Source organism: Candidatus Saccharibacteria bacterium, from assembly GCA_016699895.1.
Taxonomy (GTDB): Bacteria; Patescibacteriota; Saccharimonadia; order Saccharimonadales; family Saccharimonadaceae.
The window spans coordinates 653,208-671,279 of the sequence record CP064991.1; the positions used below are offsets into that span (position 1 = coordinate 653,208).

Consider the following 18,072-nt stretch of genomic DNA (forward strand, 5'->3'; position numbering starts at 1 on the left):
AGCTCGCCTCGATGAGAGGCAAAAACTTCCGGGAGTCCCATCCCGGAAGAGCTCCGTAAACTGCTAGCGGCAATCCCCCCGTCGCAGCAAGTCCGGAGCAGCCGAGTCGGGCGGATCAGGTTCTAGTGCGCCAGAAGGAGTGCACGGAATTACTGGTGCTGCGCGCCAGTCGATTCCCTAACAAGGGAGATCGTGATCCGTCCGGCTCCGGCCCGACAACAGAGTTACCTAGGTGACTCTGTCATAGAGCCACCTGTAAACGTTTTGAGCTTCGCTCCGTCGCCACAGGTGGCTATTTTCTTTTCTGGTACAATATATATGATGAACTTTTGGAATGATTTGCCGCAGCCATTTTTTATTTTGGCGCCGATGGAAGACGTAACGGACGTTGTTTTTCGTCACGTCGTCAAACAGGCCGCCGCACCCGACGTATTTTTCACCGAGTTCACCAATGCGACCGGCTGGGTGCACGCTGGCCAAAAGGCCATCGGCAATCGTCTCGTCAAGGCTGACGATGAATATCCATTAGTCGCCCAGATCTGGGGCGGGGAACCAGGCGATATGGAAAAGCTGGCGGCGCATTGCCTCGAACTTGGTTTTCACGGTATCGATATCAACATGGGCTGTCCCGCGAAATCGGCCGTCAAATCGGGCGGTTCGGCCTTGATCCGCAAACCCGATATCGCCGTTGCCTCGATTGCCGCCGCTAAAACCGCCGGGTTGCCAGTCAGTGTCAAAACTCGTCTCGGTTATACGTCCGTAGAAGAGTGGCGCGAGTGGCTCACGGTTCTATTGCAACAGGACATTGTCAATCTGACGATTCATTTACGCACCAAAAAAGAAATGAGCAAAGTTCCAGCCCATTTTGACTTGATCGACGACATCATTGCACTTCGCGACCAAATCGCTCCGCACACGAAACTGACCATAAACGGCGATATAGCCGACCGACAACAGGGAATGAAATTGCATCAGGATCATCCCGGTATTGATGGCATCATGATCGGACGCGGCATTTTTCATAATCCATTTGCGTTTGAAAAAGAGCCGCGAACCCATGACCAACAGGAACTCCTCGATCTACTAGGCATCCATTTAGATTTGTTTGATCAATATAATATCGATATGTCGCGCAGATTCGATCCCTTGAAACGCTTTTTCAAAATCTATGTCAAAGATTTTCCCGGTGCCAAGGAAATGCGCGAGCAATTGATACAGGCGACAACTACCAACGAAGCTCGCGCCATTATTGCATCAGCGCTGGCGGCGACTATGACGGCGCCGTAATTCACCTGGTTTTGCAAATGCTCCGGTTCGCGTGTAACCAGTCAGCGCTGCCAAACTAGCCTCTAAATCAGTGGTGACAAATCTAGCTTCTGCGGCCGATTGGTGTATATGGTGCAAGCCGTTACTGTGCGATTCGGTATCTACCGGTTCGCCGAATCTCACGTTTATAGCTGATAGCCAACCATCTGGTTTCAGCTCGCCGTTAGTATCACGATCTGGCGTAATCGCTACTGGCACGAGTGGTACATTGGCTCGCAAGGCGATCTGCGCCGCCCCGGCATGGAATCGCGCCTGTTTGCCCGGTTCAGCCAAAGTTCCCTCGGGGAATATCCCGATTGCATGTTCGTCATTAGTCAAAGCCTGCACGGCAGCATCGAGTGCTGCGCCGCCATTGCCTCGTCCGCCACGATCAACTGGGATTTGACCCGTGGCGTTCATCACAAATTTGACTACCTGACCAAATTTTCCTTTATCATCAGTACCTTTGCCATCAAAATAACCTCTTTTCGCCAAAAACCGCAAAGGTTCTTGTGTTTCCTCGTAATAGGCTAGCGCCAAATATAACGGATCAAATATACTACTGTGATTGGCCGCTATCACCGCAGGACCAGCCGGTATATTTTCCGTCCCGGTAACATTGAGACGTCTAGAAACATTCACAGCCAACCTAGCCATTGGATATAGCCGCTGGTAATTCCTCACATAGGCCGCAACATTTGGGTCTCGTTCTCTCATAACTATAGTAATCTATATTATAACAGAGACAAGACACTGATCAAAATATTATTGGCGATGAAGCACTTCGAGATTCTCATTGCCGAGGACTAGTACCGTTGCGAGATTATAGTCAATTAGAAAATCGATAGCCTGCGTAATTTCAGTTTCGCTCGGTTTGCCCGCCACAGGATCCTTGATCATAACGCCCTTGGCGTCAAACTCAGCGCCATAACGCGCCTGCAATGTCATCATCGCCGTATCATGAAAAGCCCAGGCGTCAACGTTAAAGATTTCCATTTCCGTGCCGTCGTCTTTATGGAGATCGGCGTCTCTCGCCATTGCCGATAATGCTGATCGGTTCAAGGTTGCTTTGTCACGACCAGAGTTCCAAAGGGCGGCAATCTCACCGTGCTGATCAATGAGATGTGTGGATTTATGCTCCATGACTTCCTCTAATGCAGCAGTTCGCTCCTGCGCCAGATCGCCAGCCGACTTGTCAGAATCTGCTGATGGCGTCATCATTGATTGAACCGTTGCTAGATAATCCATGTCGGTTGTACTAGCACCGTAGCCTAGCCCGGTACGTAGTTGCGCAATTGATCCGCGCGCGTCCTGCATCTTTTGCAAAATGTCGAGCAATCTATCATTCGCGCCGCAGCCGCTGTTACGACCTTGATCATCGTCATGCGCCCCGAGCGGCAAACCGGCGTCCTTCATGCGCTGTGCAAAATTTGGCATCGTATCAACCGTACCAGTACCGAGCAGCATAAAATAAAGTCCGATCGAGCCGCCCGCGCCGTTGGCTGTCAGTTCGCCTAGCTCATCTGGGCTGCGACCATCAACGCAAGATTGAACGAGACGTTGCAGATTTTCGAGCTTTTGATAATATTTCGATGCATCTGAGCGCACAATCTCGCCGCGCATCATCATAGCTCTATTGGTTTCTGTCTCGCTATCGTTATCTGGTCCGATTGAGCCGGTAGCTACGGATGGATCATCTAATAAATCACCGAGCCGCCCCAGACGAACGATGTTGATGTCTGGCCGTGTTTCTACTTCGGGCATAGTAAAGCCTCCTTGATTTGGGTTAGTCGTATATCTCTCCTCGTTAATAGTTTATTTGAATCTGGTTCGCGTTTGATGGCGACGTAGTCCAGCCACCTTGAGACGAGTCTGATGGCGATCGATCAGCTGCGTAGCTTTCTCTAGCTCGACCTGATCAGCGGCATTGTCACGCATCTGGAGCGCGCGTTCGAGCGCCTTTTGGCTTTCGGCTTCGATGATGTCATCACCATGGTCAGCTTCGTCGACTAGCACTCTTACCCGTCCAGGATCGATCTCAATTATACCACCGCTGGTCGCAAAATACTCTAGTGCCGTGTCGGGATCGGTCTTTTGCCGTCTCACTGCAATTACACCAGCTTTTGCTAGACTAACTAGCGGCTCATGGCCAGGAAAAACCGATATCTCACCGATCGTAGTCGGCAAAATTACCTCATAAACCTCCTCGTCCATCTTTTGGCCGAGTAGGGTAATGAGTTGCAGTTGTAGCATTGGCTGGGTAGCCATTATTTCTTCTCCGGCTTATCTTTCTTGTCTTTTAGTGCGCCGGCCATATAGAACCAATCTTCTGGCTTGGCGTCTAATTTACCATCGAGGATCGCCGCCACGTCATCAACTGTGTCGCTCAGTTTGACATAAGCACCTGGTTGACCGGTAAAGATCTCGGCCACGTGCATCGGCTGCGAGAAGTAGCGTTGCAAGCGACGCGCCCGCGCTACAGTTTGCTTTTGCTCGTCCGATAGTTCCTCCATACCGAGAATCGCGATGATGTCTTGGAGATCTTTGTATTCCTGCAGGATACGCTGAGCTTCGCGAGCAACTTTGTAATGTTTGTCGCCGACGATTTCTGGGTCGAGAATGGTCGAGCTCGAATCGAGTGGGTCGACCGCTGGATAAATACCAATTTCCGTCAAGGCCCGGTTCAACACGATCGTCGAGTCGAGGTGAGAGAAGGTCGCGGCTGGTGCCGGGTCGGTCAAGTCGTCAGCCGGCACATAGACCGCCTGAACAGAGGTAACAGAACCTTCGCGCGTCGAGGTAATGCGTTCCTGCAGGGCGCCCATTTCCTGTTGCAAGTTTGGCTGATAACCCACCGCGCTCGGCATACGACCGAGCAAGGCCGAGACTTCGGACCCAGCCTGTGTAAAGCGGAAAATATTGTCAATAAATAATAGCACGTCTTTGCCCTCGTCACGGAATTTCTCGGCCATAGCGAGACCGGTCAACGCCACGCGTAAACGCGCTCCAGGTGGCTCGTTCATCTGACCAAAGACTAGCGAAGTTTTGTCGAGCACGCCCGAATCTTTCATTTCGTGATAGAGATCGTTACCTTCGCGGGTACGCTCACCGACACCGGCAAATACTGAGTTACCGCTATGAAATTTAGCAATGTTGTTGATGAGTTCCTGGATCAAGACAGTTTTGCCGACGCCAGCACCACCAAACAGACCAACTTTGCCGCCTTTAGCGATCGGCGCAATCAGGTCGATAACCTTGATACCAGTTTCGAGGATCTCGGTTTTGTTCGACTGATCAACCAGCGGTGGTGGATCACGGTGAATCGGCATCCGTTCGACATCAGGCAGTTCTGCGCCACCGTCGATCGGATCACCGACCACGTTAAACATGCGTCCCATGGTGGCTTCGCCGACTGGCACCGAAATCGGCGCGCCGGTCGCGGTAACTTTGGCGCCACGCGTCAGCCCATCGGTACTCGATAGGGCAATGGCGCGCACTGTCGTTTCACTCAGGTGCTGTGCTACCTCGAGCGTAATTGTCCGTTTATCAATATCAACGGTTAATGCATCGTAAATTGCCGGCAAAGCGTCTTTTTCAAATTCCGCATCGACCACCACACCGACGATCTGGATAATTTCACCTTGTTTTTTAGTCATTATTTCCTCCTTTAACTTGGTCATTGTACTGCCTCCGATCCGGCACTAATTTCGGCTAGCTCCTGCGTAATTGCGGCTTGGCGCTCCTTGTTCATAGCCAGCGTCAAGTCGCTCGACAGCGAAGAAGCATTGTCGGTCGCGTTCTTCATCGCCATCATACGCATCGAGTGTTCCGAAGCGCGCGAGTCGAGCAGCGCCTGCACAATCTGCGTTTCAATCAATCGCTCGGTCACCGCGTCGAGCACTTCGTCGCGCGACGGCTCGAAACGACTCTCGCTGATCTCGCCCGAAACCTGTTCGTAATCACTCTGACTGGCCAGACCGGCAGGTAGTAGCCGTTCAACGACAACTTCTTGATTGATCGGGCTGTGAAAACGCGTAAAGATCAGATCGACCGCATCGCATTCTAGACCAACGAACCGGTCGATCGCCTCGTTCAGGATCGCCTTGATCTCGAGTCCGGTCGGCTGATCGGGTAGTTTTTCGTACGAGCCGATCACTTTGACTTCCTTTAGACGCGAGGCGAACTGCGATACTTTGCGCCCCAGCGTCAGAGTATCAGTATGAATGTGACGTTCATTATCAGACTTCAGCTCCGCCACTAGGCCTTTCAAAACGTTGGCGTTATAGGCGCCAGCTAGGCCGGTGTCGCTGCTAATAGCAATCAGGAGTCGGCGTTTGATCGGACGATTTTGGAACATCAGATGCGACGTGATCGTATCGCGATCATGCGCCAGATCGGCCAGCAGTTCGCGAGCCGCTGTCGCGTAATCCGACGTTTCTTTGACTGCGGCCGTCGAGCGACGCATTTTGCTAGCCGCCACTAGCTGCATAGCTTTGGTGATCTGCTTGGTCGAATTTACTGAGCGGATACGTGATTTTAGTTGCTGAACAGAGGCCATTAGTCTTGCTCCTCGTCAATATTATCGTCAAGTTCATGGATATCGCCACCAGATTTTTCGAGATCGATTAGCCGTTTCACTTTATCAACGAGCATTTCGTAGTTCTGCCACAATCGCTCCTCGGTAAAACGAGGTCCCAGGTCTAGAACCTGCCACCAGATAACATTATCGCCCCTGAACCAATCTGGAGTTTGTTCACGATCGGCAATATTAACCACCAAGTCATACTGCGACAACATTTCTGGAGTTAGTTGATGGCGAGCGAAATCACTAGCATCTATCCCAAACTTTTCGGATAGAGCAGTCAGAGTACTAGGTCGATGATGACCTAGTCGTTCAACTTCGCCCAGTGTCTGTTGCTCTGGATTCGTTTCATAAACCCCGGTACCCGCGCTATTTGCAGAATCGGTTTTCGTCCAATGGTTATACAAGGCCATCGCGGTTTGCGAGCGACCGATGTTTGCATAACAAACGAACAGAACTTTCACTAGTTAAACTCCTTCGCCACTTTCTCGGCCAATGCTTTGATCGCGCCGATTAGTGCATCGTCTGGCTTGTCGCCGTTACCTGAGGCTCTTGACGGCGTCTTTTTGGTCTTTTTGGAAACGGGCAAGCAGGGCATCAACTGCGTCGTGGATTTTCGCCACTGGAACTTCGTCAAACGCACCGCTCGTTAAGGCCGACACCGACACCACCTGTTGCCAAATGGCGAGAGGCTGATACTGCGGTTGTTTCAATAGTTCAGTCAAGCGCTGACCGCGGTCGATACGCGCTTTGGTTTCGGCATCGAGATCCGAACCGAACTGGGCAAAGCTCGCTAGTTCACGGAACTGAGCCAGGCTGAGGCGCAAGTTACCACTAACGGTTTTGACCGCCTTTGTCTGAGCAGCACCACCGACGCGTGACACCGACAAACCAACCGAAATAGCTGGCCTGATACCTTGATAGAACAGATCTGTCTCGAGGAAAATCTGACCGTCAGTAATCGAAATCACGTTAGTCGGAATATAGGCTGAAATGTCACCGGCCTGCGTCTCGATGATCGGCAGAGCCGTCAAGCTACCGCCGCCTAGATCGTCAGACAATTTAGCCGAACGCTCGAGCAAACGCGAATGCAGGTAAAAGACATCGCCAGGGAAGGCTTCGCGTCCCGGTGGACGACGCAGCAACAATGACATTTGGCGATAAGCCGCGGCATGTTTCGACAAATCATCATAGATGATCAAGGCGTGCTCGCTATTATCGCGGAAATATTCACCCATTGCAGTACCAGCGTACGGTGCCAAGTAGAGCATCGAAGCCGGATCAGCTGGACTGGTCGCCACCACGATAGTTTGTTCCATCACGCCTTCGGCTTTGAGTCGCTCGACCAGGCGAGCTACCTTTGATAGTTTCTGACCAATCGCCACATAAACGTTCACCACACCGGTGTTTTGCCGCGCCTGGTTAATCATCGTATCGAGAGTAATGGCGGTTTTACCGGTTTGACGGTCGCCAATAATCAGCTCACGCTGGCCGCGACCGATCGGGATCATGGTATCAATCGCCATAATACCTGTCATCAGTGGTTCATGGACGGCTTTTCGCGCCATGACACCAGGAGCTGATTTTTCAACTAACCCACGATGTTCGGTCTTGATTTCGCCTAAACCGTCGAGTGGCTCACCGAGCGGGTTAACGACGCGGCCGAGGAGCTCTGGGCCGACTGGAACTGATACAACTTCGCCAGTCAATGTAACTTTGGCACCAGCGGCGATCTGATTCTCGTCGCCTAGGAGTACGGCGCCGATTTCATCTTCCATTAGGTTCAGGGCGAAAGCATCGGCCACGCCGCCGTCAATCGTTTCGATTTTCAAGATTTCACTCGAGCCAGCCTCGCGGAGACCGTAAATCCAGGCCACGCCGTCACCGACGCGGATGACGATGCCAGATTTTTCTAGCCCCTCGCTGACGTCTAGGTTAGCGATCGCATCGCGTAGTTCTTTTGATAATTCCTTGACTGATAATTCTGCCATATTACTCCTTTCAAATCGCTCGTAGGCGCGTTAACTTTTTCTTTAGGCTGGCGTCCATTTCGGCCTCTGGGGTACGGACGATCACACCACCTAGCAGATCGCCGTCAACGCGCTCTGATAGCTCGACGGTTTTCGCTCCAGTTGCCGCCTTTAACATATCAACTAGCGCATCTCTCGTCTCCGTCGTCAGAGCTCTGGCGCTCGTGATATCAACGCTGAGATGCTGGTAATTTTTGACTAGCTCGGTCTCAATGTCTCTAATAATTAGATTGCTTTGGCGCATCTGGTGATTCGACGATAAATAAGCCGCCAGCACCCTGGCAATGCGCTTTGGGGATTCACCAGCCACCAATTGAGCAGCGATAAATTTCGCTATTCGGCGACGAGAGGTCGAGTTCACTTGGCGCTCTCCTTGATGGCTTTTGAGATGATCTTTTTATCAGCCGCATTGTCGACTTTCTGACTCACGACTTTTTCGGTCGCGAGAGCCACTAACGAAGCAGTCTCATCCCGTAGCATGGTGCGTGCTGCCTCGACATCACGATCTAGTTGAGCCTTGGCGGCCGATACCATAGCCTCGGCACGACGTTCGGCATCCTTTTCGCTATCGAGCAGCATCTGGGTTGATTGTTCACGAGCAGCGTCAACTATCTCGTTCGCCTCGTCGCGAGCGGTTTTCAATTGAGCAGCGATTTCCTCGGCAGCTTTTTCGGACTTTTCAGTCGCTTCTTTGGCGGCTTTGACCGAATCATTGATCAATTTGTCGCGACGATCAAGCATCGCGAGAATCGGTGGATAGATCCATTTCGCGAGAATAAACACCAACAAACCAAAGGCGATAGCCTGCAGAGTCAGAATCTTCCAGTCTATGCCCAGTGACTCAAAAATTCCACCGGAGGCTTCGCTCGTGGCCGCATTTGCTAGTAGGGTGAGAATTTCTTGCATCTTTTACGGATTCCTACATTACTTTACTGAGAATTGCTACGATGATACCGATGATAGCTAGGGCGTCTGTAAACGAGATCGCGAGCACCATCAAGGTACGAATATCACCGATTTTTTCTGGGTTGCGACCAGCTGCACTCAAACCAGCAAAACCGATCAAACCTACGCCGATTGCAGCACCAAAAGCTGGGATTGCATAGGCCAAACTAAATGCTAAACTTTCCATTATTACTCCTTACTTTTTTACGTTGTTATCTCACTCATCCGCTTAGCTTCAGCTGAGTGATCGGGCTCATGGTGACCGCCGTGTTCGACAGCCAATCCAACAAAAACGGTGGCCAACATAAAGAACACATAGGCCTGAATGCCACCGATGAACAATTCAAAGATATAAAATAACGGTAATATCGCCGGGCTGGCATATTGGCCTAGGTAGGCGACGACAATCAACAGCACTTCGCCGGCAAAAACGTTACCGAACAAGCGCATTGCCAGGGCGATCAGACGCGAAAATTCGGCAATGATCTCTAGTAGACCACTAAATGAACCGATCGGATCTTTGATCGGGTTGATGAAATAGCGTTCAAAATTAGCTTTGCTACCGAGTACCTTGATCGCCCAAACCTGCACAGCGATAATCGTGATAATCGCTAGCATTACGGTAAAATTCAAATCCGCCGCCTGCGAACGAAATAGGGCATGCTCGCCCCAGGTGACTGCTTCGCCAACAAATGGCAAAACGCCGGTGTAATATTGAATCGCTACAATAAAAAAGATCGTGATCGCAAACGGCGCGACCTGGCGAGCAACTTTTTTATTAGGAATTACATCGTGAATGGTTTTATAAAGCCCCTCGAAACACCACAACGCCAGTCGGGTAAAGAAACCTTTTCGGGCTAAGCCGTCGCGATCTTTTTTGACCGCATGCGCCGTAAACGCTAGCCAACCGATCACGATCACTATGCCCAAAATACCTAATAGGATCGAATTCGTAATCGTAACCCCAAAAATCTCAAATAGTGGCTCGGCTTTGATCGAAATACCGTGCATCTATTTCTTCTCCTCGGGAGTCTTCTCTTTGGTAGCAGGAGACTTTTTCTGATAACTTTTCAGCTGTTTATAAATTAGCCAACCAGCCACCACAAACCCGACAACTGCGCCGATGATGGCATAAAAGGCAGTCTGCACCAAATAGGCATCGACTAGCAAACCAGCCATAAATAGTACAAAAACTGGTATCGCCATGCGGCAGGTCGCAGACAGCATTGCGTTAACTAGATCAACTTTAACACCTCGCTCGGCAGCACGAACAGACTCTGGGGGCATGTGTTTCTCGCTCATTTCCTATATATCATAGCAGGTATTTCAGGCAGTTTCAAGCACAAAATATAGCTATTTACGGGCTATGAATCGACCGATTATTTTAGAGCTTGATCTTCTTTCATCGCCCGACGAAACAGGGCGACGACCTTTTCCGTTTGAGTCCGTTCGCCGAGCGATTCTGCCAGCTGTTTGCTATGGGCGCTGAATTTGGCACGCAATTTATCGTCCGACAAAATCGTAGCGATCTTGGCCGCCACATCACGCGGCGTATTTTTGGCGAGGAAACCATTTTCGCCGTCATGGAAACATTCCGAAACATCAGGGTCACAGAGCACCAGCGGCAATCCGGTATGCGCCGCCTCTTGAATGACTAATCCTTGGGTATCGGTCAGGGACGGGAACACGAAAACCTCGGCAGCCTGATACGCCATCGATAGCTCATCACGCGGCAAACGACCGGCAAATAGCACTTTACCAGCCGCCCGCGACGCGGTAGCCATCTCCTCTAGAGTTTCGCGGAAATCAAAATCGCCGACAAACACCAATTTGGCGTTGGGGCGTTTGCGAATCAGTTTTTCCATCATCGGGATCAACATCGCTAGGTTTTTCTCCTCGCCGAGACGTCCGACATAGATCACCACTTCGTCGGTCGGCGTCAGACCCAGACTTTTCCGGAAAGATTGCACCTTTTTGTCGCTCGCCACCGGCAAAGCATTCACCCCTGTTGGAATAACTTGTAGATTCAAAGATTGATGATTTTTCTCGGCTAGCATCGATAATTGTTTAGCCGACTTGCGACTCAGGGCGATCGTCGCATCGCAGGCGCTATAAAGGACTGAGATAGTTGCGCCGATCACGTTGGCCGGCAGAGACGAGTTGGTGCGACTGCTTTTCGATACAGGAGGAACGTAAGCTTTGGCCAACAGCTTCTTTTGCTCGGGGGTCAGTTCGAGTGTCATCGGCAAGATCATGCTAGCCATCGGCAGAGCCACAGCGGTCAAAAATGGGTAGCTCTTGGCATATTCATAAACATCGGTTGAATGTTGACCGACTAACACGGCATTAGTTTTGCGCGCCGCATACGCCGCCATCGCACCGACCTGTCCAGTGGTCAGGAAATATAGCACGTCTAATTTCAATTCCCGAATCTTTTTCAAAATGCGTGGCGGGAAAAACAGCGACAATTGAGACTCGCTAAACCCGACGCCTTTGATAGCGGGGAAGTGAATCACGCGTGGATCGTCGCGGTCAACCTCCATAACGTGATTGCGCAAATTAGCCGCCGGCGCAAAAATATAAACTTCGTGACCTAGGGCCTCGAGTTCACGCCTCGTAATCTCAACTACGTAGACAATGCCGTTGGTGGCTGGACGATAACTATCTGTAAAAAGACCGATTTTCATTACTCTAGCCCCTATTATATCATTTATCTAGCAAAGACCAGTACAACTCAACTAACTGAGCACTGCCAGTCGGACTGTCGAAACGTTTGGCAATTGCCTTTGACCCTGCGATCGCTCGTTTCACGTATGCATTATCGGTGCGAAGTTTGTCTATGATTTTGACAAAGTCCGCATCGTTAGTGGCCATAAGTGCGTCGCCCCGAAAAGTATCGTCGTATTCTGGTATGTCGCGCAGAATTATCGGCAGCCCAGCGCCGGCCGCTTCGAGTACCGACATCGGATGATTTTCCTGATCGCTTGGCAGGAAAAAAGCATCAGCCGCCGCCAAATATTCGCGAGCCTGATCTAGCGACACCACGCCGGTCCACTGCACGTTGCTAGGGGATTTGTCGACAATAGCATTCATCTTGCCAGTATCAGCGCCCAAGGCACCAAACGGCACGCCGCCAACCCAAATAAATTTTACCTGCGGCAATTTACGCGCCACGGTCGCAAAAGTGTCGATGCGTTTGCGCGGCTGGAGCTGGCCATTGCCGACCACTACGAATTCATCGGCGCCGATTCCTAGTTTGTCGCGCGCTGCTTTTCGAGTCGCAGCATCAACCCGCAAAGCCGCCATGTTGATCGTGTTATAAATCGTTATAACTGGTGTTTTAACGCGCATTTCTCCCTGCAAAATCTTTGCTGATTTACCGCTAACCGCAACTACCGCATCAACCCGATTATAAAAAGCATGTCGCACATACCAGAAAAAGATTCTCTCGACAAACTTGCCGCCCTTGATCGAGCCATTCATCGAACCGACGACCTGATGCGCTGTGAAAACTTTTTTACCGCGCGAAAACAATAGGTGCAACATCGACATTGGATCAGGCGAATGAACATGGATAATGTCAGCCTTGTCCCAGCTATTGATCGTCACCGATACATCCGGTCGCGCTCGCAGTCCCCGCGACATTTCCTCGAACGCCGTGGCGACGCCATGACCTTTTGATTTGGTAGCGTAGAGAACATTAACGTGGAGTTTTTTCATTATAGACCAATTATAGCAAAGACTTCGTCCGCGTTTTCGATCGGCGCCAGGTGACCACCCGGCACGGAGTTAATAGTTGCCGAGCGGAAAACTTTTTGCATCTGCGCGGCAGTCCTCTCGTCGGCGACTTTATCGGCTAGTCCAATAATTACCATGTCGGGATCGATGCCTCGAAATATATCTTCTTGGTTGCTCATTAGCGCCAGACGAGCTTGATAACGACGCTGTTTGACCGTTGCTGCTCGACTGACTTTTGATAAAAATACGACTAGATCAATCGTCTGTTTAGTCCTAATGTGTAATAATTTCACACCACGTGCAACTGAAAAAGGAAATGAGTTATAAAGGGCAACAGCTAGCCTAGTTTTGAACAAAAAATCACCGAGTCTGGACATGTGGGTATAGAACTTGCTAGCGGTCGGAACAGGGCAGATGAAGACCGATTTTATCTGGTTATCTCGGCCAGCGGCATAACATCCGAACGAATGAGTAACAATGAGTGCCGGTCGACCATAGCGTTGAGCTACTTGATCGACAACCTGGCTGAACCAACGCCGAATCGTCGTTATATCTGCCGCACCATTCCGCGGTATGTCAGTTTCGCCATGACCTACCAGATCTACCAGAATCGGTCGGTAGTTTTGCGCTGCGTGAGCAAGTGGCACTAGGCCGTGATGATCGCCGTTGATACCGTGTAGGAATATGGCGACTGGCTTGCCATTATCTGGACTAGCAAAAATCGCCGTTTTGATACCATGCACGCTAATGAACGTTTTCTCTAGATGGCGTGTCCACTCGTTCAGCATCATCTGTAAATTATATCATCATGCTATAATTATCTGTATACTATGGCAAAGAAAGTTACCAGACGCGGACATAGAACCACGGGATCAAAATCCAACGGGGCAATTGTTAATCGTCGCGCCAGATTTGACTACGAGCTAGGTGATACTGTCACCGTCGGGTTAGAGCTGACCGGCGCTGAAACCAAAGCAGCTAGGCTCGGCCACATCCAATTACGCGGTTCCTACGTTGTGCCGAAAATAAATATCGCGAACCAACGTGCCGAACTTTTTTTGATCAATGCCTCGTTTTCACTCGCCACCAACGTGCCGAAACACTCTAGTCGAGAAGCTAGCATCGTTGATACTCGCGCCCGCAAAGTGTTAGCCAAACGCCGCGAGATCGATCAACTAGTCGCCGCTCGCAATAATGGATCAACGATCATTCCGACCAAACTACTGACCACCGGTAGGTACATAAAACTTGTCATTGCCCTAGGTAAAGGTAAAAAGAAATACGACAAGCGCGAAACCATCAAACGCCGTGACCTCCAGCGCGAAAACGCCAAACTGCTCAAAAAGATATAGAGTTATTACTTTTCCTGAAAATATGCTAAAATAAGGCTACCATTAAACATAATTTCATAAGGAGAAATTTAATGTCTGATCAACCACCTGTCAAAGAAAACAATCCGCCGGAGGTTAACGCACAGCCAGTGCAACAGCCAGTGATGGTTCAGCCAGGCCAGCCCGGCGTCCAGGTACAATATGTTGTCCAGGAAAAATCACTCGTCGGTGTTGGCGGTTGGTTGATTTTCTGGCTCATCGTCCTCGGTATCTATGCACTTTACGGCGTGATATTCACCTTTATCTGGATCTCAGCCCTCGTGAGCGGCTCGTCAGATGCTAACTTGATTGTTGCCACTATCTTTACGCCGCTGATTGCCGCCAGCTTCATCGCAACTATCGTACTCATCACCTTGCAAAAGAAACTTGGTAAATTGCTAGCCTGGGTTTCATTCGGCACAGTCGCACTATTTGTGACTGTCATGGGTATCGTTGCAATGGTACGCGAGTATTGTACATCATCATACTCATACTATTCATACTCGTATTCGTCAAGCTGTTCACACATGGAAGCCTCTGGCATCGTCATGGTCATCGGTTTGATCATCACTGCTTGGGTTGGTGCCGGTTTGGTATCGCTCTACTTCCTAAAGAGCAAGCGCGTCGCCCTCACGCTCACCAAATAGTAACTGCGTTCGTATCGAAAATGCCATCCTCGCATAGAGGGTGGCATTTTTTAGTGATACAATGGAAATATGCGAATTTTCTCTTGGAATGTGAACGGTCTCAGGTCTATTTTGAAAAAGAGGAGCTACAGGCGTTCCTAGACGCCGAACAGCCAGATATTATCTGTTTACAGGAAATCAAAGCGAGTAGCGGACAGGCGAGTATTGATCTAGCGGATTACCAGATATTCACGAACAGCGCCGAACGCCCTGGCTATAGCGGCACAGCGATTTTGGTGCGCAAGTTCCTGTCCGATCTCCAGCCGATCAATGTCCTCTACGATCTGCCAAACAAAATCGCCAACCGCTACAATCTCGACGATGATACTTTTGGCAACCCAAATACCGAGGGACGCGTGTTAACGATCGAGCTACCGGAGTTCTTTTTGACGACTGTTTACACCCCGAATAGCAAAAATGATTTGTCTCGGCTAAAACTACGCTCACACCAATGGGATCCAGCTTTTCGCGATTACGTGGTTGGTCTGCGCCAACATAAACCGGTCGTGTTCTGCGGCGATCTGAACGTGGCACATACCGAAATTGACCTAGCCAGACCAGTCGAAAACGAAGGCAAACACGGCTACACCCGCGAGGAGCGCCTCGGCTTTGATGCCTTGCTCGAAGCCGGTTTTATCGATAGCTTTAGAGCTGTGAAGGGCGACATCACCGAGGCTTACACCTGGTGGACACATTGGGCAAAGGCTCGCGAGCGCAACGTCGGCTGGCGTATCGATTATTTCTTGGTTGACGAATCGCTCCGATCTAATCTGTCGGACGCCGCTATTTATCCGCACCAAATGGGCAGTGATCACTGTCCGGTATCGGTCACTCTGGAGTTTTAATGGATAGCAGTTTTTGGCAAAAACAAGATCGATCTACGCCGTTATTTCCCGACGTCGCCTGGAGTAAACCGGAACGACGCGATCTAGCCGGCAAACTAGCTATCATCGGCGGCAATAGTCAGGTGTTTGTGGCTGTAGCCGCCGCTCGGCAAACCGCTTTTCAGATTGGTGCCGGCGAAGTTAAGGTTATCATGCCAGAATCGCTAAAAAAAACGCTCCCGTCGTCATTTACAAATCAATTATCAGATGTAATATTTTCAGCAGCCGGTCCGAGCGGCGGGTTTGCCGCGGCCGCGTTACACGATTGGCTCGCCGCTGCCAACTGGGCTAATGTCGTGCTATTCATTGGTGATAGCGGCGCCAACTCCGAGACTGCATCGCTCGTGGAAACTTTCCTCGACCACGATCAGACAACCTCGGTTGTCATTACGCGCGATGCGGTTGATCTAATCAAGCACTCCGCCGAGAGTATCCTGCGCCGCGAGCCGACTCATCTGGTTGTCAGTTTTAGCCAACTCCAAAAGCTATTCCGATCGGTTTACTATCCAAAAGTCCTGACCTTTAACCAAGGCGTTAAACAAATCGCCGAAACGCTCCATAAATTCACCATTTCGTATCCGGCGACAATTTCATTGTGGCACGCGGATCATCTGTTTGTCGCCAAAAATGGCGATGTTATCACCACCGAGTTTACCGCGCCGCTACGCGTCTGGAGCGGGGAAGTCGCCACCAAAATCGCCGTCTGGCAGATCTGGCAATCCGACCCCTTGCGAGCCACCGCGACGAGCTGGCTAGATAGCTAGAGAAATATCAAAACTCTCGAGTGCCAAAACACTAGCGGACTACTGCGCAGCCCGATATGACATCTGGATCGTTGATATCTAGCTCGGGATTATCACGTACAGCTTGCTCTCGACAAGCCTGTGATCGTGCATTATCCTTATCAATAGTTTCCTGGGTATAACATTGTCCAGTCGGTGCAATAAATTTACACTGACTCCTCCCAACTATCCACAAAACAGCAACTATACTCGCCACTAGTACGACGGCAACAATCGCAATTAGCCACCAGCGTGGGGACTTTTTTGACGATTTCGTTTCATTTTTAGATTTATTCATAACCGTTAGTATAGCACAGATCAGACAGTTGCAATAGATTGTTTAAGCTTTATTTGACTTCTCGACGAAGGTCAGGGCAAAGCCAGTTTTACCAGCGCGACCAGCACGACCAATACGGTGAACGTAGTCAGCATAGGTCTGCGGCTCGGCATAGTTGATCACGTGTGTAATATCCGACACATCGATGCCGCGTGCCGCCACGTCGGTCGCCACCAAAACATTGGTAGTATTCGATTTGAATTCGCGCAGCGTGCGGCTCCTGGCACCCTGGGTTTTGCCACCATGGATCGATCCAGCGGCGAAACCGCGATCGACGAGGGTTTGCCCCAAACGATCTGCGCCGTATTTGGTCTCATGAAAAATCAAAACCTTCTTGGCGGCTTCGTCGATCAACAGATCGTGCAGCAAATCGATCTTCTCGGCTTTGTCTTTGTAAAACACCACGTTCTGTTCCACGGTATCGGTCGTCTCGCCAGATTTCACCGACACAGTAACTGGATCTTTCGTGAATTCGGCGACGAGGGATTTAACTTTGGCATCGAGTGTCGCAGAGAAAAAGAAGCTCTGTCGGTCATCGGCTAGCTCACCGAGAATCATGCGCATATCGTTGACGAATCCCATGTCGAGCATGCGATCAAATTCGTCTAACACGATCATATTAACGTTCGATAGATCGAGTGTACCGCGCTGGAGATGATCCTTGACGCGACCCGGCGTACCAATGATAATTTCTGGATTGTCCTTTAGTGCCATAAACTGCGGACGCATATTGACACCACCAATCAATGTTGCACCGAATAATCCGGAGCCTTTGCCGATGCTCTTCATTTCAATCTCAATCTGTTCGGCTAGTTCGCGGGTCGGCGCTAGCACCAGCGCTCTCGAACCCGGCTCGTTCATTAGGCGATTTATAACCGGAATGGCAAATGCTAGCGTCTTGCCGGTACCGGTATTGGCGATACCGACGATATCGTTGCCAGCTAGAGCCACCGGGATCGACTGATCCTGAATCGGCGATGGTGTGACGATGCCTTTTTTCTCTATATTCTGTTTCAACAGGGGATTAACCTCGAAATCAGCAAAAGTATGTTCAGGCTGATAAACTTCATCGGCCTGAACAGCACTGGCTGGTTTAATATAGCGTGAATAGTGGATCGATTCGCCAGCTTTTTTCGACTTGCCGGCAAAATTACGACGATTATTATTCGGGCCGAACGATTTGCGGCCGCCATAGCTATGCGCGCGGGCAGGGCCGCGACGATTACGATTTTGATAAGACATTTTTATCCTTTCGGTAGGTTTACTTTGTGCGAAGAATGAAATCAGCACAATGCGAACCGAGCGAAATCATAAATCAACCTAACCATTATAGCACAATATATCTAAAAAGTCAATGTCTGAGAATTAGGTCTTTATTTATTACATGTATTATGAGACAATAAAGTAGTCCAA

21 protein-coding genes and 1 pseudogene are annotated in these 18,072 nt (G+C 50.2%); 5 read left to right on the top strand and 17 right to left on the bottom strand.

The genetic code is table 11. The features are described from left to right. The first annotated feature begins 318 nt into the window (after positions 1–318). Positions 319–1,287 carry a tRNA-dihydrouridine synthase gene (locus IPL44_03520; GenBank protein QQS17344.1) on the top strand — a complete coding sequence of 323 codons (969 nt, stop codon included), beginning with the start codon at positions 319–321 and terminating at the stop codon, positions 1,285–1,287. Here the strand turns inward: IPL44_03520 and IPL44_03525 are convergent. The 15 genes from IPL44_03525 to IPL44_03595 form a co-directional block, all read right to left on the bottom strand. Then, positions 1,255–2,022, bottom strand: coding sequence for a 1-acyl-sn-glycerol-3-phosphate acyltransferase (locus IPL44_03525; GenBank protein QQS17345.1), 768 nt, complete (start codon positions 2,020–2,022; stop codon positions 1,255–1,257). The genes IPL44_03520 and IPL44_03525 overlap by 33 nt on opposite strands. A gap of 48 nt (positions 2,023–2,070) precedes the next feature. Further along, entirely contained in the window at positions 2,071–3,069 is a 999-nt protein-coding gene (locus IPL44_03530; protein QQS17346.1) for a hypothetical protein, read from the bottom strand. A 51-nt stretch (positions 3,070–3,120) separates the two neighbouring features. After that, positions 3,121–3,558: an ATP synthase F1 subunit epsilon gene (atpC, locus tag IPL44_03535; protein QQS17815.1), complete on the bottom strand. Its 438-nt coding sequence runs from the start codon at positions 3,556–3,558 to the stop codon at positions 3,121–3,123. A gap of 14 nt (positions 3,559–3,572) precedes the next feature. Next, entirely contained in the window at positions 3,573–4,961 is a 1,389-nt protein-coding gene (atpD, locus tag IPL44_03540; protein ID QQS17816.1) for a F0F1 ATP synthase subunit beta, read from the bottom strand. 20 nt (positions 4,962–4,981) lie between these two features. After that, the gene (gene atpG, locus IPL44_03545; protein QQS17347.1) at positions 4,982–5,863 is read right to left on the bottom strand and encodes an ATP synthase F1 subunit gamma; all 882 of its coding nucleotides are present in this window, start codon (positions 5,861–5,863) and stop codon (positions 4,982–4,984) included. Then, a complete protein-coding gene (locus tag IPL44_03550; protein ID QQS17348.1) occupies positions 5,863–6,351 on the bottom strand; it encodes a hypothetical protein in 489 nt (162 codons plus the stop codon). Before IPL44_03550 ends, atpG begins: the two co-directional genes overlap by 1 nt. Positions 6,352–6,426: 75 nt before the next feature. After that, the gene (locus IPL44_03555) at positions 6,427–7,878 is read right to left on the bottom strand and encodes a F0F1 ATP synthase subunit alpha (protein ID QQS17349.1); all 1,452 of its coding nucleotides are present in this window, start codon (positions 7,876–7,878) and stop codon (positions 6,427–6,429) included. A 10-nt stretch (positions 7,879–7,888) separates the two neighbouring features. Further along, positions 7,889–8,278 carry a F0F1 ATP synthase subunit delta gene (locus tag IPL44_03560; GenBank protein QQS17350.1) on the bottom strand — a complete coding sequence of 130 codons (390 nt, stop codon included), beginning with the start codon at positions 8,276–8,278 and terminating at the stop codon, positions 7,889–7,891. Then, entirely contained in the window at positions 8,275–8,823 is a 549-nt protein-coding gene (atpF, locus tag IPL44_03565; GenBank protein QQS17351.1) for a F0F1 ATP synthase subunit B, read from the bottom strand. Before atpF ends, IPL44_03560 begins: the two co-directional genes overlap by 4 nt. 13 nt (positions 8,824–8,836) lie before the next feature. Further along, positions 8,837–9,049, bottom strand: a complete 213-nt coding sequence (locus IPL44_03570) for an ATP synthase F0 subunit C (GenBank protein QQS17352.1) — start codon at positions 9,047–9,049, stop codon at positions 8,837–8,839. Between the two features lie 17 nt (positions 9,050–9,066). Continuing rightward, positions 9,067–9,873 (bottom strand): F0F1 ATP synthase subunit A, encoded by an 807-nt coding sequence (locus IPL44_03575; GenBank protein QQS17353.1) that lies wholly within the window; start codon positions 9,871–9,873, stop codon positions 9,067–9,069. Then, entirely contained in the window at positions 9,874–10,164 is a 291-nt protein-coding gene (locus tag IPL44_03580) for an AtpZ/AtpI family protein (protein ID QQS17354.1), read from the bottom strand. 77 nt (positions 10,165–10,241) lie between these two features. Continuing rightward, entirely contained in the window at positions 10,242–11,549 is a 1,308-nt protein-coding gene (locus tag IPL44_03585) for a glycosyltransferase (protein ID QQS17355.1), read from the bottom strand. Positions 11,550–11,568: 19 nt separating this feature from the next. Beyond that, complete coding sequence (locus IPL44_03590) at positions 11,569–12,582, bottom strand: glycosyltransferase family 4 protein (protein QQS17356.1); 1,014 nt, start codon at positions 12,580–12,582, stop codon at positions 11,569–11,571. Beyond that, positions 12,582–13,391, bottom strand: coding sequence for an alpha/beta fold hydrolase (locus IPL44_03595; GenBank protein ID QQS17357.1), 810 nt, complete (start codon positions 13,389–13,391; stop codon positions 12,582–12,584). The genes IPL44_03590 and IPL44_03595 overlap by 1 nt, the downstream gene beginning before the upstream one ends. Positions 13,392–13,430: 39 nt before the next feature. On the opposite strand from IPL44_03595, the gene IPL44_03600 reads away from it, so the two are divergent. From IPL44_03600 to IPL44_03615, 4 genes and pseudogenes are all read left to right on the top strand, one after another. Beyond that, complete coding sequence (locus IPL44_03600) at positions 13,431–13,952, top strand: SsrA-binding protein (GenBank protein ID QQS17358.1); 522 nt, start codon at positions 13,431–13,433, stop codon at positions 13,950–13,952. Positions 13,953–14,023: 71 nt separating this feature from the next. Then, positions 14,024–14,617 carry a hypothetical protein gene (locus IPL44_03605; protein QQS17359.1) on the top strand — a complete coding sequence of 198 codons (594 nt, stop codon included), beginning with the start codon at positions 14,024–14,026 and terminating at the stop codon, positions 14,615–14,617. A gap of 69 nt (positions 14,618–14,686) precedes the next feature. Further along, positions 14,687–15,501 (top strand): annotated as a pseudogene (gene xth / locus IPL44_03610) (exodeoxyribonuclease III). Continuing rightward, on the top strand, positions 15,501–16,304 hold the full coding sequence (locus tag IPL44_03615; protein QQS17360.1) for a hypothetical protein: 804 nt from the start codon (positions 15,501–15,503) through the stop codon (positions 16,302–16,304). Before xth ends, IPL44_03615 begins: the two are co-directional and overlap by 1 nt. Before the next feature lie 31 nt (positions 16,305–16,335). Here the strand turns inward: IPL44_03615 and IPL44_03620 are convergent, their stop codons facing one another. Both IPL44_03620 and IPL44_03625 read right to left on the bottom strand, forming a co-directional pair. After that, positions 16,336–16,620 (bottom strand): hypothetical protein, encoded by a 285-nt coding sequence (locus tag IPL44_03620; GenBank protein ID QQS17361.1) that lies wholly within the window; start codon positions 16,618–16,620, stop codon positions 16,336–16,338. 42 nt (positions 16,621–16,662) lie between these two features. Then, the gene (locus tag IPL44_03625; GenBank protein QQS17362.1) at positions 16,663–17,901 is read right to left on the bottom strand and encodes a DEAD/DEAH box helicase; all 1,239 of its coding nucleotides are present in this window, start codon (positions 17,899–17,901) and stop codon (positions 16,663–16,665) included. Between the last annotated feature and the right edge of the window lie 171 nt (positions 17,902–18,072).

Coding starts and splice junctions, on each gene's coding strand:
- IPL44_03605 (QQS17359.1), top strand. CDS start 14,024: ATGTCTGATCAACCACCTGTCAAAGAAAACAATCCGCCGGAGGTTAAC.
- IPL44_03595 (QQS17357.1), bottom strand. CDS start 13,391: ATGATGCTGAACGAGTGGACACGCCATCTAGAGAAAACGTTCATTAGC.
- IPL44_03590 (QQS17356.1), bottom strand. CDS start 12,582: ATGAAAAAACTCCACGTTAATGTTCTCTACGCTACCAAATCAAAAGGT.
- IPL44_03530 (QQS17346.1), bottom strand. CDS start 3,069: ATGCCCGAAGTAGAAACACGGCCAGACATCAACATCGTTCGTCTGGGG.
- IPL44_03585 (QQS17355.1), bottom strand. CDS start 11,549: ATGAAAATCGGTCTTTTTACAGATAGTTATCGTCCAGCCACCAACGGC.
- IPL44_03525 (QQS17345.1), bottom strand. CDS start 2,022: ATGAGAGAACGAGACCCAAATGTTGCGGCCTATGTGAGGAATTACCAG.
- IPL44_03615 (QQS17360.1), top strand. CDS start 15,501: ATGGATAGCAGTTTTTGGCAAAAACAAGATCGATCTACGCCGTTATTT.
- IPL44_03625 (QQS17362.1), bottom strand. CDS start 17,901: ATGTCTTATCAAAATCGTAATCGTCGCGGCCCTGCCCGCGCGCATAGC.
- IPL44_03580 (QQS17354.1), bottom strand. CDS start 10,164: ATGAGCGAGAAACACATGCCCCCAGAGTCTGTTCGTGCTGCCGAGCGA.
- IPL44_03600 (QQS17358.1), top strand. CDS start 13,431: ATGGCAAAGAAAGTTACCAGACGCGGACATAGAACCACGGGATCAAAA.
- IPL44_03555 (QQS17349.1), bottom strand. CDS start 7,878: ATGGCAGAATTATCAGTCAAGGAATTATCAAAAGAACTACGCGATGCG.
- atpD (QQS17816.1), bottom strand. CDS start 4,961: ATGACTAAAAAACAAGGTGAAATTATCCAGATCGTCGGTGTGGTGGTC.
- IPL44_03520 (QQS17344.1), top strand. CDS start 319: ATGATGAACTTTTGGAATGATTTGCCGCAGCCATTTTTTATTTTGGCG.
- atpG (QQS17347.1), bottom strand. CDS start 5,863: ATGGCCTCTGTTCAGCAACTAAAATCACGTATCCGCTCAGTAAATTCG.
- IPL44_03575 (QQS17353.1), bottom strand. CDS start 9,873: ATGCACGGTATTTCGATCAAAGCCGAGCCACTATTTGAGATTTTTGGG.
- IPL44_03620 (QQS17361.1), bottom strand. CDS start 16,620: ATGAATAAATCTAAAAATGAAACGAAATCGTCAAAAAAGTCCCCACGC.
- atpC (QQS17815.1), bottom strand. CDS start 3,558: ATGCTACAACTGCAACTCATTACCCTACTCGGCCAAAAGATGGACGAG.
- atpF (QQS17351.1), bottom strand. CDS start 8,823: ATGCAAGAAATTCTCACCCTACTAGCAAATGCGGCCACGAGCGAAGCC.
- IPL44_03570 (QQS17352.1), bottom strand. CDS start 9,049: ATGGAAAGTTTAGCATTTAGTTTGGCCTATGCAATCCCAGCTTTTGGT.